At 71.5% G+C, this 25,091-nt stretch carries 24 protein-coding genes; 9 read left to right on the top strand and 15 right to left on the bottom strand.

Annotation, left to right across the window (positions count from 1 at the left end; genetic code table 11):
- Positions 1 to 129: 129 nt before the first annotated feature.
- Positions 130 to 474, bottom strand: a complete 345-nt coding sequence (locus tag ACH34S_RS28180; protein WP_395955816.1) for a histidine triad nucleotide-binding protein — start codon at positions 472 to 474, stop codon at positions 130 to 132.
- 379 nt (positions 475 to 853) lie between these two features.
- Here ACH34S_RS28180 and ACH34S_RS28175 point away from each other — a divergent pair, with 379 nt between their 5' ends.
- Complete coding sequence (locus ACH34S_RS28175; RefSeq protein ID WP_132176256.1) at positions 854 to 1,441, top strand: SigE family RNA polymerase sigma factor; 588 nt, start codon at positions 854 to 856, stop codon at positions 1,439 to 1,441.
- The gene (locus ACH34S_RS28170) at positions 1,438 to 2,133 is read left to right on the top strand and encodes a hypothetical protein (RefSeq protein WP_395955815.1); all 696 of its coding nucleotides are present in this window, start codon (positions 1,438 to 1,440) and stop codon (positions 2,131 to 2,133) included. Before ACH34S_RS28175 ends, ACH34S_RS28170 begins: the two co-directional genes overlap by 4 nt.
- 52 nt (positions 2,134 to 2,185) lie before the next feature.
- Here the strand turns inward: ACH34S_RS28170 and ACH34S_RS28165 are convergent, their stop codons facing one another.
- The 3 genes from ACH34S_RS28165 to hrcA all read right to left on the bottom strand — a co-directional run bounded on the left by ACH34S_RS28165 (position 2,186) and on the right by hrcA (position 5,173).
- Complete coding sequence (locus tag ACH34S_RS28165) at positions 2,186 to 2,920, bottom strand: 16S rRNA (uracil(1498)-N(3))-methyltransferase (RefSeq protein WP_395955814.1); 735 nt, start codon at positions 2,918 to 2,920, stop codon at positions 2,186 to 2,188.
- A gap of 102 nt (positions 2,921 to 3,022) precedes the next feature.
- Positions 3,023 to 4,159: a molecular chaperone DnaJ gene (gene dnaJ / locus ACH34S_RS28160; RefSeq protein ID WP_395955813.1), complete on the bottom strand. Its 1,137-nt coding sequence runs from the start codon at positions 4,157 to 4,159 to the stop codon at positions 3,023 to 3,025.
- Positions 4,160 to 5,173: a heat-inducible transcriptional repressor HrcA gene (gene hrcA, locus ACH34S_RS28155; RefSeq protein ID WP_395955812.1), complete on the bottom strand. Its 1,014-nt coding sequence runs from the start codon at positions 5,171 to 5,173 to the stop codon at positions 4,160 to 4,162.
- Between the two features lie 297 nt (positions 5,174 to 5,470).
- On the opposite strand from hrcA, the gene ACH34S_RS28150 reads away from it, so the two are divergent.
- Positions 5,471 to 6,286 (top strand): DUF3097 domain-containing protein, encoded by an 816-nt coding sequence (locus ACH34S_RS28150; RefSeq protein ID WP_395955811.1) that lies wholly within the window; start codon positions 5,471 to 5,473, stop codon positions 6,284 to 6,286.
- Positions 6,287 to 6,298: 12 nt separating this feature from the next.
- On the opposite strand, the gene hemW is transcribed toward ACH34S_RS28150, so the two are convergent.
- Positions 6,299 to 7,507 (bottom strand): radical SAM family heme chaperone HemW, encoded by a 1,209-nt coding sequence (gene hemW, locus ACH34S_RS28145; protein WP_395955810.1) that lies wholly within the window; start codon positions 7,505 to 7,507, stop codon positions 6,299 to 6,301.
- A gap of 59 nt (positions 7,508 to 7,566) precedes the next feature.
- Entirely contained in the window at positions 7,567 to 8,007 is a 441-nt protein-coding gene (locus ACH34S_RS28140) for a hypothetical protein (protein WP_395955809.1), read from the bottom strand.
- Between the two features lie 310 nt (positions 8,008 to 8,317).
- Here ACH34S_RS28140 and ACH34S_RS28135 point away from each other — a divergent pair, with 310 nt between their 5' ends.
- Positions 8,318 to 9,685, top strand: a complete 1,368-nt coding sequence (locus tag ACH34S_RS28135) for a hypothetical protein (protein WP_395955808.1) — start codon at positions 8,318 to 8,320, stop codon at positions 9,683 to 9,685.
- Positions 9,686 to 9,921: 236 nt separating this feature from the next.
- A complete protein-coding gene (locus ACH34S_RS28130; RefSeq protein WP_395955807.1) occupies positions 9,922 to 10,383 on the top strand; it encodes a DUF4870 domain-containing protein in 462 nt (153 codons plus the stop codon).
- A gap of 22 nt (positions 10,384 to 10,405) precedes the next feature.
- Here the strand turns inward: ACH34S_RS28130 and lepA are convergent, their stop codons facing one another.
- Positions 10,406 to 12,283 (bottom strand): translation elongation factor 4, encoded by a 1,878-nt coding sequence (gene lepA / locus ACH34S_RS28125; RefSeq protein WP_395955806.1) that lies wholly within the window; start codon positions 12,281 to 12,283, stop codon positions 10,406 to 10,408.
- Positions 12,284 to 12,485: 202 nt separating this feature from the next.
- Here lepA and rpsT point away from each other — a divergent pair, with 202 nt between their 5' ends.
- Both rpsT and ACH34S_RS28115 read left to right on the top strand, forming a co-directional pair.
- Positions 12,486 to 12,758 (top strand): 30S ribosomal protein S20, encoded by a 273-nt coding sequence (gene rpsT / locus ACH34S_RS28120; RefSeq protein ID WP_395955805.1) that lies wholly within the window; start codon positions 12,486 to 12,488, stop codon positions 12,756 to 12,758.
- Positions 12,759 to 12,853: 95 nt separating this feature from the next.
- Positions 12,854 to 13,390: an RNA 2'-phosphotransferase gene (locus tag ACH34S_RS28115; RefSeq protein WP_395955804.1), complete on the top strand. Its 537-nt coding sequence runs from the start codon at positions 12,854 to 12,856 to the stop codon at positions 13,388 to 13,390.
- Here ACH34S_RS28115 and ACH34S_RS28110 read toward each other — a convergent pair.
- Positions 13,332 to 13,859: a hypothetical protein gene (locus tag ACH34S_RS28110; RefSeq protein WP_395955803.1), complete on the bottom strand. Its 528-nt coding sequence runs from the start codon at positions 13,857 to 13,859 to the stop codon at positions 13,332 to 13,334. The two genes, ACH34S_RS28115 and ACH34S_RS28110, sit on opposite strands and share 59 nt — an antisense overlap.
- Before the next feature lie 70 nt (positions 13,860 to 13,929).
- Between ACH34S_RS28110 and ACH34S_RS28105 the strand changes: the two genes are divergently transcribed.
- Together ACH34S_RS28105 and ACH34S_RS28100 are read left to right on the top strand one after the other, a co-directional pair.
- A complete protein-coding gene (locus tag ACH34S_RS28105) occupies positions 13,930 to 14,787 on the top strand; it encodes a LysR substrate-binding domain-containing protein (protein ID WP_395955802.1) in 858 nt (285 codons plus the stop codon).
- 10 nt (positions 14,788 to 14,797) lie between these two features.
- On the top strand, positions 14,798 to 15,217 hold the full coding sequence (locus ACH34S_RS28100; protein ID WP_395955801.1) for an SRPBCC family protein: 420 nt from the start codon (positions 14,798 to 14,800) through the stop codon (positions 15,215 to 15,217).
- A gap of 4 nt (positions 15,218 to 15,221) precedes the next feature.
- Here the strand turns inward: ACH34S_RS28100 and holA are convergent, their stop codons facing one another.
- The 7 genes from holA to hflX form a co-directional block, all read right to left on the bottom strand.
- Positions 15,222 to 16,190 (bottom strand): DNA polymerase III subunit delta, encoded by a 969-nt coding sequence (holA, locus tag ACH34S_RS28095; protein ID WP_395955800.1) that lies wholly within the window; start codon positions 16,188 to 16,190, stop codon positions 15,222 to 15,224.
- 186 nt (positions 16,191 to 16,376) lie between these two features.
- Complete coding sequence (locus ACH34S_RS28090) at positions 16,377 to 17,054, bottom strand: class I SAM-dependent DNA methyltransferase (RefSeq protein ID WP_395955886.1); 678 nt, start codon at positions 17,052 to 17,054, stop codon at positions 16,377 to 16,379.
- A 696-nt stretch (positions 17,055 to 17,750) separates the two neighbouring features.
- Positions 17,751 to 20,069 (bottom strand): DNA internalization-related competence protein ComEC/Rec2, encoded by a 2,319-nt coding sequence (locus tag ACH34S_RS28085; protein WP_395955799.1) that lies wholly within the window; start codon positions 20,067 to 20,069, stop codon positions 17,751 to 17,753.
- A complete protein-coding gene (locus ACH34S_RS28080) occupies positions 20,066 to 20,764 on the bottom strand; it encodes a helix-hairpin-helix domain-containing protein (RefSeq protein WP_395955798.1) in 699 nt (232 codons plus the stop codon). The genes ACH34S_RS28085 and ACH34S_RS28080 overlap by 4 nt, the downstream gene beginning before the upstream one ends.
- Before the next feature lie 90 nt (positions 20,765 to 20,854).
- Positions 20,855 to 21,682, bottom strand: coding sequence for a DegV family protein (locus ACH34S_RS28075; protein ID WP_395955797.1), 828 nt, complete (start codon positions 21,680 to 21,682; stop codon positions 20,855 to 20,857).
- Between the two features lie 27 nt (positions 21,683 to 21,709).
- Entirely contained in the window at positions 21,710 to 22,924 is a 1,215-nt protein-coding gene (gene hutI, locus ACH34S_RS28070; RefSeq protein WP_395955796.1) for an imidazolonepropionase, read from the bottom strand.
- 547 nt (positions 22,925 to 23,471) lie between these two features.
- Positions 23,472 to 24,938 carry a GTPase HflX gene (hflX, locus tag ACH34S_RS28065; RefSeq protein WP_395955795.1) on the bottom strand — a complete coding sequence of 489 codons (1,467 nt, stop codon included), beginning with the start codon at positions 24,936 to 24,938 and terminating at the stop codon, positions 23,472 to 23,474.
- Between the last annotated feature and the right edge of the window lie 153 nt (positions 24,939 to 25,091).

Raw genomic sequence — 25,091 nt, 5'->3', positions numbered from 1 at the left:
TCTGTCTGCTCCGGGTGTCCAGGTGTGTCGGTTCCATCGTACTGGCCGCCCCCGGCACGACGCCGTTGGATTATCCGCGTGGCGGCGCGGGCATGCGCGGGCGGCGGGTTCGCAGGTCGGGCGGCCGGGTCAGCCGGGCGGCCAGTTGAGGCCACGGCCGCCTAGGACGTGCGCGTGCACGTGGAACACGGTCTGGCCGGCCTGCGCGCCGGTGTTGAACACGACGCGGTACCCCGTCTCGGCGATGCCCTCGCCGGCGGCGACCTGGTGGGCCTCGCGCACCAGCTCCGCGAGCAGCTCGGCGTCGGAGGCGGCGAGCTCCGCGACGGTCGGGTGGTGAACCCGCGGGATGACCAGCACGTGCGTCGGCGCCTGCGGGTTGATGTCGCGGAACGCGACCGTCCCCGCCGACTCGCGGACGATCTCGGCGGGCACCTCACCGGAAACGATCTTGCAGAACAGGCAGTCGGTCATCTGTCTCCCCTCGCGCGCGGCGGCGCGTCGTCACCTCGCGGCCCGCCGTCCCCCGCGCGGGCGCCCCATGATCGGCCCCGGAATCCTATCGAGACGGGCGCGAACGTCGCCGGTCACGCCCCGCACTCGATAGAGTTATCGGTCGATCGACCTTCCATGGCCGGCGGTGTTCCGACCGTCCAATGGTTAAGGTTGTCAGCTCAAGGCGTACCCCCCGGTCCGCAGCGCTCGGCTACAAGCACACCGCTTGGCGCCAGGCACCGCGGCGCCCCCGGACCGGAGCCGGGAACGCCCGATCCACGCCGCTCCGCAGGACCATCCGAATGGACGGCCGGGGGACGGCAAAGGCGGCGGATAGGTGACCGAGGCAAACCAGGACATGCCCTTTCGTAAACCGAGCGATGAGGGTACGCGTCCCACTGACGTGACCGAGACCCTCGTGGCCAGGGGCACGGCGGGCGCGGTGGCCGTCGCCTGGGACGCCGATCAGGCGGTGACCGCGCTCTACAGCGCCAACTACCGCTCGCTTGTGCGGCTGGCGGCCATGCTCGTCCGGGACGCGGGAACGGCCGAGGAGGTCGTCCAGGACGCGTTCGTCGCGATGCACGGCGGCTGGCGGCGCCTGCGCGACCCCGACAAGGCCCTGTCCTACCTGCGCCAGTCGGTGGTCAACCGGTCACGATCGGTGCTCCGGCACCGGGCCGTCGTCGAGAAGTACGCCCCGAAGGGCCTGCCGGACGCGCCGAGCGCGGAGGCCGGGGCGATCGGGGAACTGGAACGCTCGGCGGTGATCGACGCGCTGTCCCGGCTGCCCGCACGCCAGCGGGAGGCGCTCGTCCTGCGTTACTACGCCGACCTGTCCGAAGCGGAGATCGCCAACGCGATGGGCATCTCCCGCGGCGCCGTGAAGAGTCACACGGCCCGCGGCATGACCGCGCTACGCAACGTCCTGGAGCAATTCTCATGACCACCGACCCCGACGACGAGCACGGCGAGATTCTCCGCCGCGCCCTGCACGCGGAGGCGGAGACGGTCAACCCCGCAGGCGACGGCTTGGAGCGCATCCGGGCCCGCATGGCCGACGGCTACGGCCGCCGGTTCGGTCTCGGACGGTTCGGCCTCGCCCGGTACGGGCTCGGTTTCGACCGGTTCACCGTCAACTGGGCGCGCCCCGTCCTGGCCGTGGCGGCGGCGGTGGTGATCGCCGGGCTGGGCGTGACCGCCCCCCAGACCATCGATCTCATCCAGCAGTCGGTCGGCAACAGCGGCCCGGCCGACGGCGACCGGAACCCCCGCGGCGGCGATCGCACCGACGCGGGCGGCGACCCGCAGTTCCCCGACCCGTCCTCGCCCGGCGCCGGCACGTCCGGCGACCCGAGCTCGTCGGCGTCGCCGAGCGTCGACCCTTCGCAGGGCATCTCGGCCTGCCGCATCCCGCGGCCCCCGGCCGGCACGCCCACGGCGGCGGCCTCGCCGGGCGCGGAGCAGACACCCGCGCCGCCGTCGACGACGCCGTGCCCGGGCATGTCGTCGTCGCAGTCGCCGGCCACGTCGCCGACGCCGACCACCCCGACGACCGACCCGGGCGACCCGACCGACGAGCCGACGCCGACCGTCACCACCGAGTCCGCCCAGGCCCCCAACCCCGGCACCCCCTGACCGGCCCGAGCCGCCCGCCGGCGGTCTCGGCAGGCCCCTGACGCGGGGCGGGTCACCAGCGGCCGGTCGCCGCCATCAGGACCGCGGCCGCCGCGACACCGGCCGTCGACGTGCGCAGGACGGTCGGGCCGAGCCGGGTGGGGCGCCCGCCCGCTGCGGCGAGCCGGTCCAGCTCGCCGTCGGTGATCCCGCCCTCGGGGCCGACCACGACCACGATGTCGCCCTCCGCGGGCGGCTCGGCGGCGCTGAGCGGCGCGTCGGCCTCCTCGTGCAGGACGAGCGCCAGCGACGCCGCGGCGACCCGCCCGGCCACGTCATCGGTGGACGCCAGGCCGGCGATCTCGGGGAAGCGGCTGCGGCGCGCCTGCTTGCCGGCCTCGCGAGCCGCGTTGCGCCAGCGTGAGAGGGCCTTCTCGCGGCGTTCGGGCCGCCACTGCGTGACGCACCGCGCCGCCGACCACGGGACGATCTCGTCGACCCCGGCCTCGGTCATCGTCTCGACGGCCAGCTCGCCCCGGTCGCCCTTCGGGAGCGCCTGGACGACCACGATGCGCGGCGAGGGCGGCGGCTGCCGGTGCCGGGCCAGCACGTCGAGGGTGAGGGACGCGCGGCCCACATCGGTGACGACGCATTCGGCGAGGAGGCCCGCGCCGTCGGTCAGGTCGACGCGCTCACCGGCCCGCAGCCGCCGCACGGTCGCCGCGTGCCGCCCTTCGGGCCCGTCGAGGACGACGCCGCCGGAGCGTTCCAGCGCGTCCGTCGCGGCGAGGAAGACCGGCGGGCTCATGCGCGTCCCCTGTCGGTGTCACTGGTCGCCATGCTCTGAGGTTCGGTCGCCGTGCGCTGACGGGCCGCGGCGGCCTTCCTCGTAGGCCGCCGCCACCGTTCTTCAGTGCTGGTTGAAGACGTCCTTGAGGCGGGAGAACATGCCGCGCTGCCCCGGCGCGAACTTGCCGGGCGGGCGCTCCTCGCCGCGCAGCGCGGCGAGCTGGCGCAGCAGCTCCTCCTGCTCCTCGTCGAGCCGGTTCGGCGTCTCCACGTTCACATGGATCATCAGGTCGCCGCGGCCGCTCTCGTTGAGGTGCCGGACGCCCCGGTTGTACAGCGTGATCACCTGCCCGGACTGCGTGCCGGGCTTGATGTCGACGCTCTCGGCGGCGTCCAGGGTCTCGATCGTGACGCTGGTGCCGAGCGCCGCCGCGGTCATCGGGATCTCGACCGTGCAGTGCAGGTCGTCGCCCTCCCGCTCGAAGATCGGGTGCGGCTTCTCCACGATCTGCAGGAACAGGTCGCCGGGCGGGCCGCCGCCGGGACCGACCTCGCCCTCCCCGGCGAGCTGGATGTGGATGCCGTTCTCCACGCCCGCCGGGATCTTGACCTTGACGGTCCGGCGGGTGCGGACGCGGCCGTCGCCCGAGCACTCGGTGCACGGGTTGCGGATCACCGAGCCGAACCCGCCGCACGCCGGGCAGGGCCGGGCCGTCATGACCTGGCCGAGGAACGAGCGCTGGACCTGCTGCACCTCGCCGCGCCCGTGGCACGTCTCGCACGTGTCCGGGTGGGTGCCGGGCGCGCAGCCCGACCCCTCGCAGCCGGTGCAGACCACGGCGGTGTCGATGGACAGCTCGCGGGTCGTGCCGAAGGCGGTCTCGCCGAGGTCGAGCTCCACCGGCAGCGTCGCGTTCCGGCCGCGCCGGGCCCGGGTCCGGGGGCCCCGGGACGTCGCGGTGCCGAAGAACGCGTCCATGATGTCGCTGAACGGGAACCCGGCGCCGCCGAAGCCGCCGGCGCCGCCCGCCCCGCCGCCGGGCGCGAACGGGTCGGCGCCCAGGTCGTACATCTCGCGCTTCTTCGGGTCGGAGAGCACCTCGTAGGCCTGGGTGATCTCCTTGAACCTGTCCTGGGTCTCCGGATCCGGGTTGACGTCCGGGTGGAGTTCCCGCGCGAGCCGGCGATAGGCCCTCTTGACCTCGTCGGCGCTGGCGTCCCGCCGGACGCCCAGGGTCGCGTAGTAGTCGTTGGCCACTTACGACCCCGCCAGGATCTGTCCCACGTAGCGTGCCACTGCCCGTACCGCTCCCATCGTGCTGGGGTAATCCATGCGTGTAGGCCCGAGCACTCCAAGCCGGGCCAGGGTGAGGTCGCCCACGCCGTAGTCGGCGGCGACGACCGAGGTCGACCGGAGCCCCAGATCGGGGTTCTCGGTGCCGATCCGCACCGTAACTTTAGAGGAGTCGCCGGTCTCGCCGAGCAGCCGCATCAGCACCACCTGCTCTTCGAGCGCCACGAGCACCTCCCTCAGGCTCTGCGAGAAGTCCACCGCGGCGAGGTTGGCCGCACCCGCGAAGACGATCTTCTCTTCGTGCTTCTCGACGAGGGTCTCCAGCAGCACCGACAGCACCGCCGCGGCGAGCGGACGCTCGTCGGCGCCCACCTTGTCGGGCAGGTCCGCCACCGCGGTGGGGACGTCGCCGAGGCCGAGCCCGTCGAGGCACGTGTTGAGCAACGCCCGCAGGTGCCCGATTGATTCCTCCGACACCGAGCCGCCCGCCTCGATCACCCGCTGCTCGACCCGCCCGGTGTTGGTGATCAGGACGAGCAGCAGCCGCCCCTCCGCGACCGGGACCAGCTCGACGTGCCGCACCGACGAGCGCGTCAGCGACGGGTACTGCACGACGGCGACCTGCCGGGTGAGCTGCGCGAGAAGGCGCACCGTCCGGCCGACGACGTCGTCGAGGTCGTACGCGCCGGACAGGAACGTCTCGATCGCGCGGCGCTCGGCGATCGACAGCGGCTTGATCGTGGACAGCCGGTCGACGAACAGCCGGTAGCCCTTGTCGGTGGGGACGCGTCCGGCGCTGGTGTGCGGCTGGGTGATGTACCCCTGCTCCTCCAGCACCGCCATGTCGTTGCGGATGGTGGCCGGGGACACGCCGAGGTTGTGCCGGTCCGCGAGCGCCTTCGAGCCCACCGGCTCGTTGGTGGAGACGAAGTCTTCCACGATGGCGCGCAGGACGGCGAGCTTCCGGTCGTCCAGCACCTGGTCACCTCCTTCGTACCGCCGGGGCCCGGCGCCGCGCGCCGCTGGCACTCCATACTCCCGAGTGCCAATTGTACGGCCCGGAGCCCCGGTCTGGAGTGTCCGCGCGGACTCGGCGCACGGCGGCGCGATCCTATCCGTTCCGGACACAGGCTCCCATTCCTGTAGGACGCGCCCGCCCCGCCCCCGGAGGACCGTCCGGAGGTCCCGTCCGGCTCCCCGGGTCGAGGCACGCGCCACGCCGAAGGAAGAGGGGCGACGCCTTACGGACGTCCCGCCGGGTTAATGTGCGGACCCGTGCGCAGTAAGAACTACGGAAACGATGTGCTGGCCGGCGACTGGCGCAGGCCCCGCAAGGGCCAGATCCCCGAGGTCCCGGCCGAGCCGGGCCTGGTCGCCGAGGACCCCGACAGCGGTTTCTGCGGCGCCGTCGTCGGCTGCGACAAGTTCGGCGTCACTCTGGAGGACCGGTTCGGCAAGCGGCGCGTGTTCCCGCTGACCAAGTCCGGTTTCCTGATCGACGGCAAGCCCGTCACGCTCGTCCGGCCCAGCGCGGCGCCGAGCGGGCGGCCGGCGCGGTCGGCGTCGGGTTCCATCGCCGTCCGGGGGCTGCGGGCGAAGGTGGCCAAGGAGAGCCGGATCTACGTGGAGGGCGTCCACGACGCGGAGCTGGTCGAGAAGATCTGGGGCCATGATCTGCGGGTCGAGGGCGTCGTCGTGGAGTACCTCGAAGGGGTGGACGACCTGCCCGCCATCGTCGAGGAGTTCGAGCCGGACGGCGACCGCCGCCTCGGCGTGCTCGTCGACCATCTCGTGGACGGCTCCAAGGAGTCCCGGATCGCCGCGCAGATCTCCTCGCCGCACGTCCTCGTCACAGGGCACCCGTTCATCGACATCTGGGAGGCGGTCAAGCCCGCCTGCGTGGGCATCCGCGCCTGGCCGCGCATCCCCCGCGGCATCCCCTGGAAGGAAGGCGTCATCGCCGAACTCGGCTGGGGCGACGACACGGGCGCGGCCTGGAAACGCATCCTGGGCTCGGTCAACAACTACACAGACCTGGAGCCCGCTCTCCTAGGCCGCGTAGAAGAACTCATCGACTTCGTCACGTGTTGACCCAGGGGTTCCTCAGGTCAGGTCGCGGACCACGGCGTCGGCCAGGAGGCGGCCTTGCTGAGTGAGGACCGCGCGGCCCTTCTCGTAGGGGGCCGGGTCTAGGAGGCCGTCGTCGATCGCCTTGCGGGCGGCCTTGTCGTCCAGCAGGTCGGTGGGGCAGCCCTGGGCGAGGCGGAGTTCGAGCATGATCCGCTCGATGCGCCGGTCGTCGTCGTCCAGGACCTCCCTGGCGTGCGCGGGGCTTGCGCCTTCCGCTAGGCGGGACGCATAGGCGGCCGGGTGTTTGACGTTCCACCAGCGGGTCCCGCCGACGTGGCTGTGCGCGCCCGGCCCGATGCCCCACCAGTCGGCGCCGGTCCAATACAGCATGTTGTGGCGGCAGGCGGCGCTGGAATCGGTGGCCCAGTTGGAGATCTCGTACCAGTGCAGGCCGTGGGCGGTCAGCGTTTCGTCGGCGATCAGGTAGCGGTCGGCCATGGCGTCGTCGTCGGGGGCCGTCAGCTCACCCCTTCGCACCTGGGCCGCCAGGCGCGTGCCGTCCTCGACGATGAGCGCGTACGCCGACACATGGTCTGGCTCGGCTTTCAGGGCGGCTTCCAGGGAGGCTCGCCAGTCGTCGTCGGTTTCGCCTGGGGTGCCGTAGATGAGGTCCAGGTTGATGTGCTCGAAGCCTGCCTTGCGCGTCCAGTCGACTACTTGCGGGACGCGTCCCGGCGTATGAGCACGCTCCAGGACGGCCAGGACGTGCTCGCGCGCGCTCTGCATGCCGTACGAGACGCGCGTGAAACCGACTTCCCGCAGCCTCGCGACGTACCTTTCGTCCACCGACTCGGGATTCGCTTCGGTCGTTACCTCCGCGCCTGGCGAGAGGCCGAATTCGGCGTCGATCGCGTCCAGGACGCGCCCCAGATCATCCGGCGGCAGAAGGGTCGGGGTGCCTCCGCCCACGAAGACCGTCTCGACGGGCAGGTCCGTGTCGCCCAGCACTCGGCGGGCCATCCGGACTTCTGCGATGGCGGTGTCGGCGTAGGAGTCGCGGCTCGCCCCCGGCCCAAGCTCCGTCGCCGTGTAGGTGTTGAAATCGCAGTACCCGCAGCGCGTCACGCAGAACGGCACGTGCACGTAGAACGCGAACGGCCGCGTCCCCAGGCCGTCGAGGGCGCGGCCGGGCAGCGCACCGTCCGCCGGTACGGGTTCGCCATCAGGAAGGGTCGAGGGCACGCCTCAAGTCTGCCCTGCCCAGACCCCTGCCCCGTCCTGTCCGGTCCGGTTCGGTCCGCCTAGGCGTCGCTCAGCTTGTCGCGGAGCCAGTCCGGGATGTGCTCATCGGTGCGGGGGAAGCGGTTGAGGTCCTTGACGTACGCGGACGACGTGAGCGGCGGCGTGAAGTCGGGTTCGCCGTCGTAGTCGAACTCGGCGCTGAACCGGCCCGAGCGCTCGACCTGGAGGCGGGCGGTGAACCAGGCGCCCTTGCCCTGCCGGTACATGGCGCGGCGCAGCTCGTCCATCTTCCCGACGGCCTGGCCGGGCGGCATGGCCGTGCGGCGCTCGCCGTCCGGGCCCTCGACCTCCAGGGAGGCGCTGTCGATGCCGACCGTCGCACGGAACTCGAAGTCGAGCCGCTCCCATCCGGACGGGGCGGCGGTCCGCAGCGCGCGGACGGCGCCGTTCACCGTCTCCCGCTCCTTCGCAGAGCGCAGTACCTGCTCGGGGTCGGACACGCTGCCTCCGGGGATCGGCCTACTGGTCGGCACTGATGGTTGATCGGCACTTGTAGTTGATCGGCACGGTACCCGTCCGACCGTACAGACATGTACCTCCAGACCAAGCAGCCCCCGCCGTGTCGCGGTTTCACACACGCGACCTCACGCGCATCGGTCCGCGCGGCCACGCTACGCGGCCGTAACCGCGGCGTGGCCGCAACCCCCATAAAGCCGACACTCCAGGGGGACCCGGCCTTCACCGGAACGCAACTCGCGCGATCTAGCTTCGCTGATCATGAGAAACCGTGTGCGTCATACCGTGCTCGCGTTGACCGGCGCCGCTCCCCTCCTCCTCACCGTCTCCCCCGCCACCGCGGCCGGAGCCCCGGACGTGATCAACGTCGATCGGGACGGCCCGGCTAAGTCACTGTCCTTTTCCGCCGCACGCGACGGGGAGGCCGTCATCTCCTTCGCCGCGTCCGCACCGGGCGTGTCCTGGGCCCGGAAGGGCGCCGAGTCCGCCGTCGTGGCGATCTCGGTGGACGGACGGCACGTGACCGACCTCGTCGTCCCGTCGTCCGAGCCGGTGGCGCGGAGCCTCGGCCTCGGGCGTGTCGGCGCGGGCGAGCACGAGGTCACGCTGCGGTTCGCGAAGGGCAGCGCGGCCGCCGCCCGCCAGGTCACCCTGCAGCGGCCACGCGTCGAGGTGCCGTCCGCGGACGCTGAGGCGGTGGCGCTGCGGCACGCGCCGGTCATCGTCGGACGGACGGGCTGGCCCCTCGGCGACCCGTACCAGAACGCCACCACCGACACCCCGCTCGTCGCCTGGCACGAGACCCGGCCCGCCGCCACGCCCGGCCACCGGATCATCGAGTACTCGGCCGTCTGGAGCAACGAGGACGGCGGCACCGACTCGCCCGCGCTGATGGCCCGCTGGGGCCGGACGACCGACATCGAATGGGTCTACCGGGTCGAGGTGGACGAGTCAGGGAACCGCGTCGGCGGCACCGCCGTGTACCAGGCGCCGATGCACCAGACGTTCAAGTTCCGGGGCCGCTACGAGGACGACCATCCGGTGCTGCAGACGTGCACGTCCAACAACAACATGTGCGACGTGATCTCCCCGAAGCCGCCGCTGCGCTTCCTGCTCGACGCGTCCAGGACGCGGCGGGCCGACCGCGCCCGCGAGGTCGTCATGGACCGCGAGCCGTGGACGTACCGGATCGCGGCGCAGGAGATGCTCCGCGAGGGGAAGATCGAGGCGCCGTCCGACCCGGCGACGCTCGAGGTCGGCGACCAGCGCACCTACCTCTTCGTCGAGTTCGCCAAGAAGACGGGCGCCCCGACGGGGTCGGGTTCGGTGCCGGGCGTGGCGCTGGGCGTCCGGCTCAAGGACGACCCGTCCACGCTCTACCGGTCCGACCACGACCAGCCGACCTGGTCGATCGACCGTGACGGCGCCGTCGCCACCACCGTCGAGCTGCCGGAAGGGACGACGGTCTCCGACATCGCGTCGATCGAGGCCCTTCGCCGCCCGACCGGGACCGGGGACAACGGCGCACCGGCCACGGTCACGTCCCTCAACCGAGGGTTCTTCCTGGACGGCTCGTATCTGCCGCAGCCCTCGTCCATCGGCTGGAAGGGGACGGTGACGGTCACGCAGGAGGCGCCGTCCGCCGTGGTGTGGCGTCCCTGACCCCTCCCAGCATCGGCGGGCCCGTGGCGCGAAACGGTCACGGGCCCGGCTATGCGGGAAACCTTGCGGACTCCGGGCGCGTCCAATGAGTCATACACTTTCGCCATAGGTCGCACAGCGAACGCGTAGCGAACTAGGAGAGGACGTCCGCCATGGCCTACGGGCCTCCCCCGTCGCCCGGCCCAGGGCAGCAGCCCGGAGGGCAACATCAGGCCCCCTGGCAGCAGCCCGGAAACATGTGGCAGCAACCGCAGCAGCCACAGCAGCAGCCCCCGCCGCATCAGCAGCAGCCCGGCGGCGGCCCGGGCGGGTGGCAGCAGCAGCCTCAGGGTGGTCACACCGCCCAGATCCCCGGCCACTTCGGGCCCGTCACCGACGACGAGCGCACGTGGTCGCTCATGGCGTACGTGGGCCAGTTCCTGGTCAGCGCCATCGCCCCGGCCATCGTCTACTTCGGCAAGGCGCGCTCGCCGTTCGCGCGCAAGCACGCGGCGCAGGGCCTCAACATGAGCCTGGCGTCCATCGCCGTCTGGTTCGTCTTCGGGCTGCTGTCGCTGGCGATCGAGGTGCTCATCTGGGTGCCGCTGCTGTTCACGGCCGTGGTGATGTTCTTCCTCGTCTACGCGGGACGGGCCGCCAACCGTGGCGAGTTCCGCCGCGTCCCGTCAGCGGTGGCCTGGCCCCTGCTGAAGAAATAGGCCAGGCCCAAGGGCCGGGAGGCTACTTCCGGCCCTTGTCGGTGGGCTCGCCCCCACTGGTGGACAGCGCCGCGACGAAGGCCTCCTGCGGGACGTCCACCCGCCCGATGGTCTTCATCCGCTTCTTGCCCTCCTTCTGCTTCTCCAGCAGCTTGCGCTTACGGGAGATGTCGCCGCCGTAGCACTTGGCGAGGACGTCCTTGCGGATGGCGCGGATGTTCTCCCGGGCGATGATGCGCGCGCCGATCGCGGCCTGGATGGGCACCTCGTACTGCTGCCGCGGGATCAGTTCCTTGAGCTTGGACGTCATCATCAGCCCGTACTCGCGCGCCTTGTCTCGGTGGACGATCTGGCTGAACGCGTCCACCGACTCGCCCTGCAGCAGGATGTCGACCTTCACCAGGTCGGACTCCTGCTCCCCGCTCGGCTCGTAGTCCAGCGACGCGTACCCGCGGGTCCGCGACTTCAGCTGGTCGAAGAAGTCGAAGATGATCTCGGCGAGGGGCAGCGTGTAGCGGATCTCGACGCGGTCCTCCGACAGGTAGTCCATGCCGAGCAGCACCCCGCGCCGCCCCTGGCACAGCTCCATGATCGCGCCGATGTGCTCGGACGGGCTCAGCAGCGTCGCCTTCACCACCGGCTCGTACACGGCCCCGATCTTGCCCTCGGGGAACTCGCTGGGGTTGGTGACGACGTGCTCCGACGCGTCCTCCATCGTCACTCTGTACACGACGTTCGGCGCGGTCGAGATCAGCGACAGGCCGGACTCGCGTTCCAGCCGCTCCCGGACGATCTCCATGTGCAGCAGCCCGAGGAACCCGCAGCGGAACCCGAACCCGAGCGCCGCCGACGTCTCCGGCTCGTACACGAGCGCGGCGTCGTTCAGCTGCAGCTTGTCGAGCGCGTCCCGCAGCTCGGGGTACTGGTCGCCGTCCACCGGATACAGGCCCGAGAACACCATCGGCTTCGGGTCGCGGTAGCCGCCGAGCGCCTCGTGCGCCCGCCGGGACGCGCCGGTCACGGTGTCGCCGACCCGGGCCTGCCGGACGTCCTTCACCCCGGTGATCAGGTAGCCGACCTCGCCGACGCCGAGGCCCTGCACGGACACCGGCTCCGGGGAGATCACGCCGACCTCCAGGGTCTCGTGCGCCGACCCGGTCGACATCATGAGGCTCTTCTCGCGGCGCGACAGATGCCCGTCGATGATCCGGACGTAGGTGACGACGCCGCGGTAGGTGTCGTACACCGAGTCGAAGATCAGCGCGCGGGCGGGCCCGTCGGGGTCGCCGACCGGCGCCGGCACCTCCTCGACGATCTTGTCGAGCAGCTCGCGGACGCCCTCGCCCGTCTTGCCCGACACGCGCAGCACGTCGGACGGCTCGCAGCCGATGATCCCGGCCAGCTCCTCGGCGTACTTGTCGGGCTGCGCCGCCGGGAGGTCGATCTTGTTGAGGACGGGGATCAGGTGCAGGTCGGCCTCAAGGGCCAGGTACAGGTTCGCGAGCGTCTGCGCCTCGATGCCCTGCGCCGCGTCCACCAGCAGGACGGCGCCCTCGCACGCCGCCAGCGACCGCGACACCTCGTAGGAGAAGTCGACGTGCCCCGGCGTGTCGATCAGGTTCAGGACGTGGTCGACGCCCTTGGACGTCCACGGCAGCCGGACGGCCTGGCTCTTGATCGTGATGCCGCGCTCGCGCTCGATGTCCATGCGGTCGAGGTACTGGGCGCGCATCTGGCGCTCCTCGACCACGCCGGTCAACTGCAGCATCCGGTCCGCGAGGGTCGACTTGCCATGGTCGATGTGCGCGATGATGCAGAAGTTGCGGATGATCGCGGGATCGGTCTTGTCAGGCTCAGGCGCTCGCACCGGGGTCCGTTCGCAAAACTCACAGGTGGACATGAATGTGTCCCCCCATGGTCCCATGCCGGGTTCGATGCTCCGTGCACGGCCCGGTTTGGGGCGGGCCCCGGTGATTGGTAGGCTGTGCGCTTGCGTGTGGCGTAGCGTCGTGCCCCGGGGGCACCGTCCCGCCCCCGTTCAGACATTCGTCAGGCCTGTGCACGAGCAGGCGACTATCGCGACCAAGCTGAGGCACTACGACGTGGCAAACATCAAGTCCCAGATCAAGCGCAACAAGCAGAACGAGAAGGCGCGCCTGCGCAACAAGGCCGTCAAGTCGGAGCTGAAGACGGCGATCCGCAAGTTCCGCGAGGCCGCCGACGAGGGCCGCGTCGAGGACGCCGTCGCCGCGCAGCGCCACGCCGCCCGCAAGCTGGACAAGGCCGTCAGCAAGGGCGTCATCCACAAGAACCAGGCCGCCAACCGCAAGTCGGCGATCGCCAAGCGCGCCGCCGCGCTGCAGACCGCCAAGTAAGACGGGGGCAGGCGCCGGGTCCCTGACCCGCAGCGCGCCCGCACGCACGGGGCCGGCCACGGAGCCGGCCCCGACGCATATCCGGACGTATACAGATGGACGAGCGCCGCGCGACGAGGATCTCCAAGTACCTCGCTCTGCACCTGAGGCACCGCCCCGAGCGGATCGGCCTCACCCTCGACGCCGAGGGCTGGGCCGACGTCACCGAACTGCTCTCGGCCGCCGCCCGCCACGCGTTCCCGTTCACGCGCGCCGAACTCGAACACGTCGTCGCCGCCAACGACAAGAAGCGCTACGAACTCGACGGGAACCGGGTCAGGGCCGTCCAGGGGCATTCCGTCCCGGTCGAGCTGAACCTTCCGCCTACGCCCCCGCCAGAATTCCTGTACCACGGCACCGTACGCCGTTTCCTGGAGGCGATCCTGCGCGAAGGGCTACGGCCCATGGGGCGGCACGACGTGCACCTGTCCCCCGACCGCGAGACGGCGCGGCGCGTCGGTGCGCGCCGCGGCAAGCCCGTCATCCTGACCGTCGACGCCGGGCGGATGGCCGCCGACGGGCACGAATTCCGCGTCAGCGCGAACGGCGTGTGGCTGACCGCGTCCGTTCCGCCGGAATATCTTCGAGAATGATCTCGGCGGCGGCCCAGTCCGGAACATGCCGCACCCATTCGGGCCCTTCCGCTCCCCCGAACAGGTACCGGTACGGGACGACGTCGCGAATGGCGCGATGCACGTCCAGCCGGTCGTCGATCATGTGGGTGATTCCGAGTTCCTCGCAGTGCCGCGCCTTTTCCGGCCGCTTCCTGCAGAACCGGACGTTCTGCCTGGGCAGGCCCGTCCGCCGGTAGAAGTCATGGTGGTCGAGCCAGGCCAGCGTCCGCTGCCGTATGCGGTCGCCGCACTTGGAGATGATCCAGGCCCGTCCGCCGAACGCCTCGATCAGCCCGGGCAGGACCTCGTACACCCCCGCGGTCGCGGGTGAGGCCAGCGCCGCCTCGAAACTGCCGTCCAGGAACACGGTGTCGTCGTCCCCCGGGGCCAGAAGCCCCCCGTGAATGACCCGGCCGAAATCGACGCCGAGCCTCGCTTCCCCGTTCATGCTCTCGACTCTCCAGCACCACTCCCTAAAGCAGAACTATTATTCGAGCCGCCATCTATAATTACCGGCTATGGACCTGAGCCGCCTCTCCACGGACGCGCTCGCCTCGTTCGCCGTCTTCGCCGACCACCTCAACTTCACCCGCGCCGCCGAAGAACTCCACATCTCCCAGCCCGCCCTGCACGTCAAGGTGCGGAAACTCTCCGACGCCCTCGGCCGCCCCCTCTACGCCCGGCGCGGGCGCCGCCTCGCCCTGACCCCCACCGGCGAGCAGGTCGCCCGGTTCGCCCGCGACCTCGACGCCCGCATGACCGCGTTCCTCGCGGACGTCCACGGCACCGCCCCGGGCCGCGTCCCGACCCTCGCCGCCGGCGAGGGCGCCTACCTGTACCTGCTCGGCGACGTCGTCCACCCCGGGATCCGCCTCATCAACGGCGACCGCGCCCGGACGCTCGCCGCCGTCCGCACCGGCCGCGCCGATCTCGGCGTCGCCGTCCTGGACGTCGTGCCCGCCGACGTCGAGACGGTCCTGCTCGCCTCCTACCCGCAGGTCCTGATCATGCCGGACGACCATCCCCTCGCCGCCAGGCCCCACCTCACCCTCCCCGACCTCGCGGGCACGTCCCTCGTCGTCCCGCCGCCCACCGGCCCGCACCGCGTCACCCTCGAACGCGCGCTCCGCGCCGCCGACGTCCCCTGGTCGCTCGCGGTGGAGGCCGAGGGCTGGCCGCTGATGCTGCATTTCGTGTCCCTGCGCATCGGCCTCGCGGTGGTCAACGGATGCGTCACCACCCCGCCCGGCCTGGTCGGACGCGAGATCATCGACCTGCCGGCCGTCCCCTACTACGCCCTGCATCTCCCGGACCGCGCCGACGACCCGCTGGTCACCGGCCTGCTGTCCGCGATCCGAACCGCGACTGAACACTGAGGAGAACACCGTGCATTTCGAATTCTCCGTCGACATCGACGCGTCCCCCGAAACGGTCTGGAACCTCCTGAAGGACGTCGAACGCTGGCCCGACATGACGGCGTCCGTGGACCGCGTCGAACTCCTGGACGAGTCCGTCGCCCTTTCCAGCCGCGCCCGCGTCTTTCAGCCGAAACTCCGCCCCGCCATCTGGACGATCACCGCATTCGAGGAGAACAAGACCTTCACCTGGGAATCCCGTTCCCCCGGCGTCACCACGATCGCCGCCCACGAAATCACGGCCAACCCAGAGGGCAACGTTTCCGTCCGCCTCACCCTGGACCAGAAAGGCGTCCTAGCGCCCCTCATGTCGCTTCTCGTAGGCCGCTTGGCCCGCCGCTACGTCACCATGGAGGCCAACGGCCTGAAAGCCAAAGCCGAAACCCCTTGACCGGCTATGAGGCACGCCGCTGCGACCGCGCGGCGACGATCTCGGCGATGGTCTTCTCAAGCGCATACGCGGGGTCCGCCGCACCGCCCTTGACCTGCTCGTCGGCGTCGGCGACCGCCGTCAGCGCCCGCGCGACGCCGTCCCCCGTCCACCCCCGCAGCTGCTTCTGCACCCGCTCGATCTTCCAGGGGGGCATCCCGAGGTCCTTCGCCAGCGCCGCGGCCCGCGCACCCCGCGGCGCGCCTCCGACCTTCGCCAGCCCCCGGACACCCTGAGCGAGCGCGCTGACGATCAGCACCGGCGCCACACCGGTGGCGAGCGCCCACCGGAGCTGCTCCAGGGCATCGGCGAGCTGGCCCTCGATGGCCTTGTCCGCCACCGCGAACCCGCTGACCTCGGCGCGTCCCCGGTAATACCGCGCCACCGCGGCATCGTCGATCTTCCCGCCGGTGTCGGCCACCAGCTGGCTGCACGCCGCCGCCAGCTCCCGCAGATCGTTCCCGACCGCCTCGATCAGCCCCCGCGCCGCGTCCGGCGAGATCTTCCCGCCCGCCCTGCGGATCTCGCTCCGGACGAAGTCGACCCGCTCCCCCACCTTCGTGACCTTCGGGCACGAGATCCTGCGCGCGTTGAGCTTGGCCAGCCCGTCCACCAGCGCCTTGCCCTTGGCCCCGCCATGGTGGACGACCACGAGAACCACGTCGTCCGCGGGCGCCTTGGCGTACTTCAGCACCTCGGCGGCCAGATCCTTCCCCAGGTCCTGCGCCGACCGGATCACGAGCACCTTCCCGCCCCCGAACAGGGACGGCGACGTCAGCTCGGCGATGCGCCCAGGCTCCAGCCCGCCCGGCGCGAGATCAGTGACCTCGGCTTCCGGATCGTCCGCCCGCACCGACGCGACGACCTCCCCGATCGCCCGATCAACGAGCAGCTCTTCCTCACCAACGACCAGCACGACAGCCTCAACCGACACCCCACCAGCATCCCACGCCCACCGACCCCACCGCCTACTCCACCGCGAGGAACCCCCGCCCAACGAAGCAACACCCCAAACATGCTCGCCCCCTAAGCGAAACACCTCAAAGCGACTCTCAGCTCAGCGGCGACGCGGCGATTCCGGCATGGAAACGGTGCCGCTGATCCGGGCGCGCTCTCGGCCTCAGGTTGGTTTGCGCCATACGGAGATGTGCTTCGTGGAGTCCTGGGTGAACGGTGCCCCGTCCCAGTCCGCGACGCGACGTTCCAGCTCAAGGCCGGCGATCTGTGCCATCAGATCGAGCTCCGACGGCCAGCAGTACCGGTGCCGGGAGCTCTCGCGGCGGTAGCGGTCGTCGCCGCCGTCGCGCGTGAAGTGGTGCGAGACGAGGATCTGCTCCACCAGGTCGAAGGTGTCGAAGCCGAGATGCTGCTCGGAGACATCGAACGGCACCGCGACCTGGCCGGGCGGCAGGAACCGCAGCGGCGGCACGCCCAGCTCGATCACGAATCGGCCGCCGGGCGCCAGATGGCGTGCGGCGTTACGGAAGCACTCGACCTGCTCGTCCTGCGTGAGCAGGTTCGTGATCGTGTTGTAGACGAGATAGACCAGGGTGAACTCGCCGGGAACGACGGTGGTGGCCATGTCCCCAATGGTCACCGGGAGCGTGTCCGCGTCGACCTTGCTCCGCAGGACCGCCGCCATGTGCTCGGACAACTCGATGCCCACGACCGGCACGCCGCGTTCCCGCAGTGGGACGCCCACTCGCCCAGTTCCGATGGCGAACTCCAGTGCCCGGCCGTCCCCGGCGAGCTCGGCGAGGAAGGCGAGAGTCGGCCCGAGAACAGCGGCCGAGGACATCTCGGTCTCCTCGGCGTCGTAACGGTCGGCGGTCGCACGGCCCCAAAGCTCACTGCTCGTCACAGACGGCCACTTTGCCGCGCACCGAGGACCCATGTCGAAGCATTTACCGCCCACCGCCCCGGCCCGATGTTGTGAGCCAAGACGGCGCAGCCCCTTCAGGGCCCGACGAGGGACACAAGAGGCACGGCGGCGGTGGACGGCCGCTCCCAGGACGAACCCGACGTAGTTGAAGATGTTCACGCGGGCGACGGCCACGCCGAGGCCGGTCGGGTCGACCCGTCCGGCGGCCGAGAAGGACACCGGGGCGATCACGGTGGTCCCTCCTCAACGCAGCATGCACCGTCCACAGCTCGTCATCGCCCCTCCGTGGCTTCGTCCGACGCCCCCGGATCATCAGCTCCTCCAACGCTCGCGAACCTCAGCGGCGGTCGGGCGGCGGGGAGCGGTCAGCGCCCAGACCACGTAATGGGTGATTCGAGCCAGCAGCCTGTTTGCAATCCCGACGAGAACTGTCGCAACGTGCTTCTGCTCTGTGACCAGATCCCGTGCGTGCTTGGCGGACAAGTAGTCCGGCAATAGGGCCGCGCCTATGAATTGGTGCCGCTTCGGAGGTTGGCGGGACGTATTGGAGGGTGTGGTGGAGGGGTTGTGCAGTCCTCGCGGCTGAGGCGGGGGTGTGGGGCTCGGGTGGGTTCAAGGGGTGCGGCTGGGGACGGTGGCTATTCCGGTTCTGGTGCGGATCACGGCTATGTCTCCTTCCCTGTCGGTCCGGTGGACCTGGGTGCGGAGGCGGTGCAGGAGTCTGAGGGTCGCCGGGGACGGGTGGCCGTAGTCGTTGTTCTCGCCGACCGAGATCAGGGAGACGGGGGCGTGGGATGCGGCCAGGAAGCCGTGGTCCTGGCTGCGTGAACCGTGGTGGGGGACCTTTAGGACATGGACGCGGGGGACGGCGGGCTCCAGGGCGCGTTGGGCTTCGGCTTCGATGTCGCCTGCGAGGAGGGCGCTGAAGCCGGGCCTGCGGGCGACGAGGACCACGCTCGCGTTGTTGATCGTGGTGCCGTCGTCGCCGGGTGAGAGGGCCGGGCCGGGGGCCGTCGGGGCGAGGACCGAGAGGCTCAGATCTCCTATGCGCCATTGCTGGCCTGCTTGGGCGGGCCGGGTCGGCAGGCCGTGGGCCACGCGGGCTTCACGGCCGGAGGTGAGGGACGTCGTCAGGACCGTGTGGACCTTGCGGCCGTGCCGGACGCCGGACGTGCCGTTGATGTGGTCGGCGTGCGGGTGGGTCAGGATGAGGAGCGGCACGTCCGTCACGTGGAGGCGGCGCAGGCATCGGTCGACTGATGCGGGGTCGGGGCCGGTGTCCACGACGACGGCTTGGCCGGGGCCCGTGGCCAGGGCGACGGCATCGCCCTGGCCCACGTCACAGGCGACCATCTGCCAGCCTGGCGGCGGCCAGCCCGGAGCCGTCACGCGCAGCGCGACGACGGCGATCAGGATGCCGGTCATGGCGGCGGCCGCGATCAGGCGCAGGCGGCGGCTGCGGAGGATCAGGAATGTGATTCCGGCGGCCATGAGGAGGGTCGCGGCACCGAGGCCGCCGCTCGTCCAGGGGATCGTGGCGTAGGGCAAGGCGGCGGCGAAGCGGGCGACGCGGATGATCCAGCCGACGGCCAGGCCGGCGGGCCACACGATCAGTTGAGCGAGGGGCAGCGAGAAGGGCGCGACGGCGGCCGCGAGGGCGCCGAGGAGGGTGGCGGGGGCGACGGCGGGGGCGGCCAGCAGGTTCGCGAACACCGACACGACGCCTACCTCGCCGGAGAGCATGACCAGGACCGGGGCCACGGCGAGCTGGGCGGCCGCCGCGACGGCGAGGGCGTCGGCGAGGGGGCCCGGGAGGCGGCGGGCCAGCCGTTCACGCCAGGGCGGGGCCAGGACGAGCAGGCCCGCGGTCGCCAGGACCGACAGCGCGAACCCGTACGAGCGGGCAAGGCCGGGGTCGATCAGGACGAGGAGGAGCACGGCGGCGGCCAGGGCGGGCACTCCCTGGCGTTGCCGTCCGGTGAACAGTGCCAGGATGCCGATCAGGCCCATGACCGCCGCTCTGAGCACGCTCGGCTCGGGGCGGGCGACCACGACGAGCGCGAGGACGGCGAGGACGGCGACGGGAGGGGCGCGCCGCCGCCCGAGGCCGGTGAGCCGGCAGAGGCCGAGGACGGCGCCGATGACGATCGCCAGGTTCGCGCCCGAGACGACCAGGAGGTGGCTGAGCCCGGCGGCCCGGAAGTCTTCGGCCAGTGCGGGGTCGAGCAGGGAGGTGTCGCCGACGACCATGCCGGGCAGGACGCCGCGCTGGTCGGGCGGGAGCCGCGCCGACGCTGCCCGGAGCCTCGCCCGCACGTGCTCGGCGGCGCGCTGGATCGTGGACGGCGGCCCGAGGACGGCGGGCGGCCCCCGGACGATCACCACCGCGGCGAGCAGATCGGCGCCGCGCGGCGGGATGAACCGGCCGTGGAGGCGGACCCGCTGGCTGGGAACGAGACGCAGCCATCGATCGTCGCTCGCGATCAGCAGCACGGGGACGCGGACCCTGGCTCTCGGGATCGTCTCCACCCGGGCCCGAAGGATGATCATCCGGCGGCCGTTGCCGGGTTTCGCCTGCGGGTCGCTCAGCACGACGGCCTCGGCGGTTGCGGTGCGGCTGTCGCGGGCGAGGTCTCGCACCGGCCCCGTGTCGACCGCGGTCGCGCGCAGTGCCACGCCGGTGGCCGACGCGGCGACGCACACGAGGATGACCCCGGCCGGGCCGCGTCGCGATGGCCATCTCCGTGGCCGCCCGTTCGCCATTGGGGTGGGGCGGGTTCGTGAATTGCGGTTGGTTACAAGGAGGTAGAGGGCTGCGAGGGCCGTGGCGGTGGCGAGGATGTAGGTGAGGAGCGCCGGGAGGCCGATGGTCACGGCGGCCGTGATCCAGGTGGCGAGTGCGGGGGCGAGCAGGCGGAGGTCGTGGGTCATACGCGGACCAGCGGCTTCAGATCGGCGAAGCGGCGGGCGCCGATGCCGCTGACGTCCCGGAGCTGTTCGATCGAGCGGAACGCGCCGTGCTGGGTGCGGTGGTCGACGATGCGTTGGGCGAGGACCGGGCCGACGCCGGGGAGATCGTCCAGCTGCTCGGCGGTGGCGGTGTTGAGATCGAGAGGGGCGGCGGGCGCTCCGGAACCGCCTGGCGGGGGCGGGGACGGGGCTCCGGCGACGGCCGCAGGGCTGCGGATGCCCACTGCGAGCTGTTCGCCGTCCACCAGTTTCCGGGCGAGGTTGAGGGTGCCGGTCTTCGCGCCCGCGCGCACGCCGCCCGCCGCCTTGATCGCCTGGGCGACCCGGGAGCCGGCCGGCAAGGTGATCACGCCGGGATGCCTGACCTTGCCGAGGACGTGCACGACCACCGTGGAGCCTGCCGCCGGGCTCGCGGAAGCGCCGGGCCGGACCTCGGCGAGGGTGGCGCTCGGGAGCGGCCCGGCGGAGGGCCGCGGGCGCGGCCGGGCCAGCCACAGGTAGCCGGCGGCCACCACGGCGGCGATCACGCAGATGAGGACGAGGATGCGGATGTTCGACCGGTCGGGACCCGCGCGTAACCGGGCCGGCGGGGGCGTATCAGCAGGACGCAGCCGTCCCATCAGGGAGTAGAGCCGGTCCCGTGCGTCGGTGCTCATATCGCCAGACGCTAAGAGGGGGGCGGCGTCCGGCGCGGACGCTCCGGGAATTGTGGATAACTCTGGGTCAGCAGCGTCCGAGCGGGAGGTTCAGAGGCGGGGGGCTATTACTACCGCGAGCATGCCGGGGCCTACGTGGGCGCCTATGACCGGGCCCACCTCGCCTACGTGAACCTCCTCTACGTGTGGGATGCGTTCGCGGAGGCGGGCCGCCAAGGATTCGGCGCGGGGTCGCGCGGCGAGATGTTGGATGCCGAGATCGACCCGGCGGTCGCGGGCCTCGGTGACCGCCAGTTCCTCCAGCCGCGCCAGGGCGCGTGTAGCGGTCCGGACCTTCTCCAGTGGCTCGATGCGGCCATCCGCTATGTCGAGGAGGGGTTTCACCATGAGCGCCGAACCGAGCAGGGTGGCCGCGGCACCGATCCGTCCACCGCGCCGTAGGTGCTCAAGGGTGTCGACGTACAGGAGCGTCCGGGTGAGCCTGGCCCTGCGCAGGGCGGCGTCCGCCGTCTGCTCGCCTGTCCCGCCAGACCTGGCGGTGGCCGCCGCCGAGAGCACGGCGAAGCCGAGGCCCATGCCGATGGTTCCGCTGTCGACGACCCTTACCGGGACGGGTGCGTCGTCGGCGGCTAGCCGTGCCGCCTCTACTGTCCCGGACATGGCGGCGGACAGGTGAACGGAGACGATCTCACTGGCGCCCGCGTCCGCGGCGGCCCTGTAGGCATCGGCGAAGCGGACCGGTGAGGGGCGAGACGTCGTGATGTTCAGCGCGTGGGCGGCCTCGCCGGTGCTTATATCGTCCCGGGTGGCGCCGCCGACGGCGATCTGCAACGGGACGACGGTCAGCGCGTGCTGTTCGGCGAAGCCAGGCGGAAGGTGGGCGGTCGAGTCCGTGACGACCGCGACGGCGCTGCCCATGAAGGGACGCTACCCGCGGAGAGTGCGTCAGGGCTGGACGGGCACGCCGCCGCGCCAGATCCGCAGGGCGCGGAGGCCGAACGCCCATGCGAACGCGCCCTCGTGGTCGGCGTCCCACAGGACGATGTCGGCGAGCATGCCGGGCGCGAGAGATCCGCGGTCGCCGACGCGCAGGGCCGCGGCGCCGCCGAGGGTGGCGGCACGCAGCGCCTCGGTGACGCTGAGGCCGAACATCGCGACGGACAGCCCGATGACGAGGGGCATCGAGGTGATGCCGCACTGGCCGGGGTTGTGGTCGGTGCCGAGCGCGACGGTGACGCCGCGGTCGAGCATCTGCCGGACGGGTGCGGGCGCGCGGCTGCTGTTCAGGGCGCTGCCGGGGCAGACGGTGGCGGTGACGCCGGCATGGGCGAGGGCCTTGATGTCGTCGTCGTTGGCCTGGGTGAGCAGGTCGGCGGACGCGCAGCCGACCTCGGCGGCGACCTGCGCGGCGCCGACGCGCTCGTTGGCGCAGGCGTGCATCCGCGCCTTGAGCCCGGCGCGCTTGCCGGTGAGCAGGAGCGCGCGGGCCTCTTCGGCGGTGAAGTGGCCCTCGTCGCAGTAGACGTCGATGGAGTCGGCTCCGGCGACGGCGGCGTCGTTCGCCCACAGGCGGACGGCCTCGATGTAGTCGCGGCGGCGGCCGAAGAACTCGGGCGGCAGGATGTGCGCGGCGAGGAACGTCGCGTGGATGCGCGGCATGGCCGGTTCGCCTTCGAGGGACCGCAGCATCCGGATGTCGGCGAGTTCACCGTCGCGGGTGAGGTGGTAGCCGGTCTTGGCCTCGACGGTGGTCGTCCCGGCGAGGATCCACTGGCGGAGCCGTTCGCGGACGCCGTTGCAGAGCGTCCACGGGTCGGTTCCCCGGGTGACGGTCACGGTGGAGTTGACGCCGCCGCCCGCCGCGGTGATGGCGGAATGGGACGATCCACTGGTGCGCATGGCGAGCTCGGCCCACCGGTTGCCCGCGTAGACGGGGTGGGAGTGCGCGTCGATGAGCCCGGGGGTGACGAGACCGCCGCCGAGGTTCTCCACGTGGTCGACGTCGACGATGTCGTCGATGATGCCGGGGACGCGCTGCGGCAGGTCGGAGGCGGGTCCGGCCCAGACGATGCGGTCGTCGTGGATGAGCACGGCCGCGTTGCTGCAGACGTCGGTGCCCGTCCAGAGCCTGCCGATGTTCGTCAACAGCCGTACGGTCATAGGGTCACCGACCTGGGTGGGGCATGGCGCGCTTCAGCGCGGAACCGGGCGCCGTGTGGCGATGGTGCGGGCCGCCTGCCCTCTTTCCCATGGTCGGGCCTGCCGTGCATGTGGGGCGGGCCACTTGCTCTCGATCTCGCGCTGGACCTGTCATGCGTGGGCCACCTGCTCTCGATCCGAAACGCCGACTGGGTGCCGGCGACTCACCGTCGGTGGGTCGGGTGGCCGGACGACCACCAATGGCAACGAGACCGGAGATATCGGTTTCGTCACGGTAGTGCACTGAGGGCCCGTCCGACAACCTCTGATCGCAGCGCATCGACAGCCATCACCCCGCCCCTTAGCTCTACGACCGTACGGATTTCAACCCGACCGTCAAGCGGATTGGGAAAGCTGTCACCGTTCAGCGACCAGGATGAACCGGAGGCCGACTTCCGGCCGCCGCTAAGCACCCTGGTGGACCGATCCAATACCCGTCATCGGGTCCGAAACCCTCCCGGCGTGGGCCAAGGGCCCGGGCTTTGGAGCCCGGGCCCTGTCCCAGGTGTTACGGGGCCGGCGCCACGGTTTCGTAGCGGGACAGTTCCCCGGCGAGGTCGGCCGGCATCCTGGCGTGGAGCATCGTGCCCTCCGCCAGGTGCTCCTGCTTGAGCACCTCGCCGCGCTCGTGCACCTGCGCGACGAGGTCGCCGCGCTCGTACGGCACCACGACGTGCAGCTCGCTCTCCAGGCCGGGCAGGTCGGCCTCGATGGCCGCGCGCAGCTCCTCGATGCCGAACCCGGTGCGGGCGGACACGACGACGCTGTGCGGCTCCCGCCGCTGGAGGCGGGCGATCGCGAGCTCGTCGGCGGCGTCCGCCTTGTTGATCACGACGATCTCGGGGATCCTGTCGGCGTCGATCTCGCGCAGCACCTCCCGGACGGCGTCGAGCTGCGCCTCGGGGGCCGGGTCGGAGCCGTCCACGACGTGCAGGATCAGCCCGGCGTCGGTGACCTCCTCCAGCGTCGAGCGGAACGCCTCGACGAGCTGGTGCGGCAGGTGCCGGACGAACCCGACGGTGTCGGCGAGGGTGTAGGCGCGGCCGCCGGGCGTCTCGGCACGCCGGACGGTCGGGTCGAGGGTGGCGAACAGCGCGTTCTCCACCAGGACCCCGGCGCCGGTGAGCCGGTTGAGCAGGGACGACTTGCCCGCGTTGGTGTAGCCGGCGATGGCGACGGCGGGCACCGCGTGGCGGCGCCGCTCGCCGCGCTTGGTGACGCGCGACTTGGACATCTCGGCGATCTGCCGGCGCAGCTTGGCCATCCGGGTGCGGATCCGCCGCCGGTCCAGCTCGATCTTGGTCTCGCCGGGGCCGCGGCCGCCGATCCCGACGCCGCCGGCGGCGCGGCCGCCGACCTGCCGGGACAGGTTGCCGCCCCAGCCGCGCAGCCGCGGCAGCAGGTAGTCGAGCTGCGCGAGCTCGACCTGCGCCTTGCCCTCGCGGCTCTTGGCGTGCTGGGCGAAGATGTCGAGGATCAGCGCGGTCCGGTCGATCACCTTGACCTGGACGGTCTCCTCCAGGTGCCGGAGCTGGCTCGGGGCCAGCTCGCCGTCGCAGATGACGGTGTCGGCGCCGGTGGCGATGACGATGTCGCGCAGTTCGGCGGCCTTGCCGGAGCCGATGTAGGTGGCCGGGTCGGGGCGGTTGCGCCGCTGGACGAGGCCCTCCAGCACTTCGGAGCCCGCGGTCTCGGCGAGGAGCGCCAGCTCGCGAAGCGAGTTCTCGGCGGCCTCGGCGGTGCCGTCCGTCCACACCCCGACGAGGACGACCCGCTCCAGCCGGAGCGCGCGGTACTCGACCTCGGTGACGTCGGTCAGTTCGGTGGACAGGCCCGCGACGCGGCGCAGGGCCCGGCGGTCCTCAAGGTCGAGTTCGCCCGTCATGGGCTCGTACTCGGCTTCGTCGATGGCGGCCTCGTCCCGAGCGTCGAAGGCGTCGAGCCTGGTCTGGTCTGCAGAGAAAGGTTGAGTCATATGTCCTCTGTGCAACGCCGCGGTGCGGCCGTGTCTTCCCGCCGATGGTCTCACGCACCTTCCCCGGTGGTCACGCGGTTATCCGCGCCATCTGGGGCAACCCCCGCTTTGACCCGGCTCGGCACCGCCGAGTAGCGTTCTCCACATAACAGA

The sequence above is a fragment of the Actinomadura sp. 3N508 genome (assembly GCF_044326375.1).
GTDB lineage: Bacteria > Actinomycetota > Actinomycetes > Streptosporangiales > Streptosporangiaceae > Spirillospora.
This window is presented reverse-complemented; position numbering and strand designations above follow the sequence as displayed.

Coding starts and splice junctions, on each gene's coding strand:
- ACH34S_RS28165 (WP_395955814.1), bottom strand. CDS start 2,920: ATGAGCCCGCCGGTCTTCCTCGCCGCGACGGACGCGCTGGAACGCTCC.
- ACH34S_RS28085 (WP_395955799.1), bottom strand. CDS start 20,069: ATGACCCACGACCTCCGCCTGCTCGCCCCCGCACTCGCCACCTGGATC.
- ACH34S_RS28170 (WP_395955815.1), top strand. CDS start 1,438: ATGACCACCGACCCCGACGACGAGCACGGCGAGATTCTCCGCCGCGCC.
- ACH34S_RS28115 (WP_395955804.1), top strand. CDS start 12,854: ATGGACGAGCGCCGCGCGACGAGGATCTCCAAGTACCTCGCTCTGCAC.
- hutI (WP_395955796.1), bottom strand. CDS start 22,924: ATGACCGTACGGCTGTTGACGAACATCGGCAGGCTCTGGACGGGCACC.
- ACH34S_RS28075 (WP_395955797.1), bottom strand. CDS start 21,682: ATGGGCAGCGCCGTCGCGGTCGTCACGGACTCGACCGCCCACCTTCCG.
- ACH34S_RS28130 (WP_395955807.1), top strand. CDS start 9,922: ATGTGGCAGCAACCGCAGCAGCCACAGCAGCAGCCCCCGCCGCATCAG.
- hflX (WP_395955795.1), bottom strand. CDS start 24,938: ATGACTCAACCTTTCTCTGCAGACCAGACCAGGCTCGACGCCTTCGAC.
- ACH34S_RS28090 (WP_395955886.1), bottom strand. CDS start 17,054: ATGTCCTCGGCCGCTGTTCTCGGGCCGACTCTCGCCTTCCTCGCCGAG.
- ACH34S_RS28110 (WP_395955803.1), bottom strand. CDS start 13,859: ATGAACGGGGAAGCGAGGCTCGGCGTCGATTTCGGCCGGGTCATTCAC.
- ACH34S_RS28175 (WP_132176256.1), top strand. CDS start 854: ATGCCCTTTCGTAAACCGAGCGATGAGGGTACGCGTCCCACTGACGTG.
- ACH34S_RS28105 (WP_395955802.1), top strand. CDS start 13,930: ATGGACCTGAGCCGCCTCTCCACGGACGCGCTCGCCTCGTTCGCCGTC.
- ACH34S_RS28080 (WP_395955798.1), bottom strand. CDS start 20,764: ATGAGCACCGACGCACGGGACCGGCTCTACTCCCTGATGGGACGGCTG.
- lepA (WP_395955806.1), bottom strand. CDS start 12,283: ATGTCCACCTGTGAGTTTTGCGAACGGACCCCGGTGCGAGCGCCTGAG.
- ACH34S_RS28180 (WP_395955816.1), bottom strand. CDS start 474: ATGACCGACTGCCTGTTCTGCAAGATCGTTTCCGGTGAGGTGCCCGCC.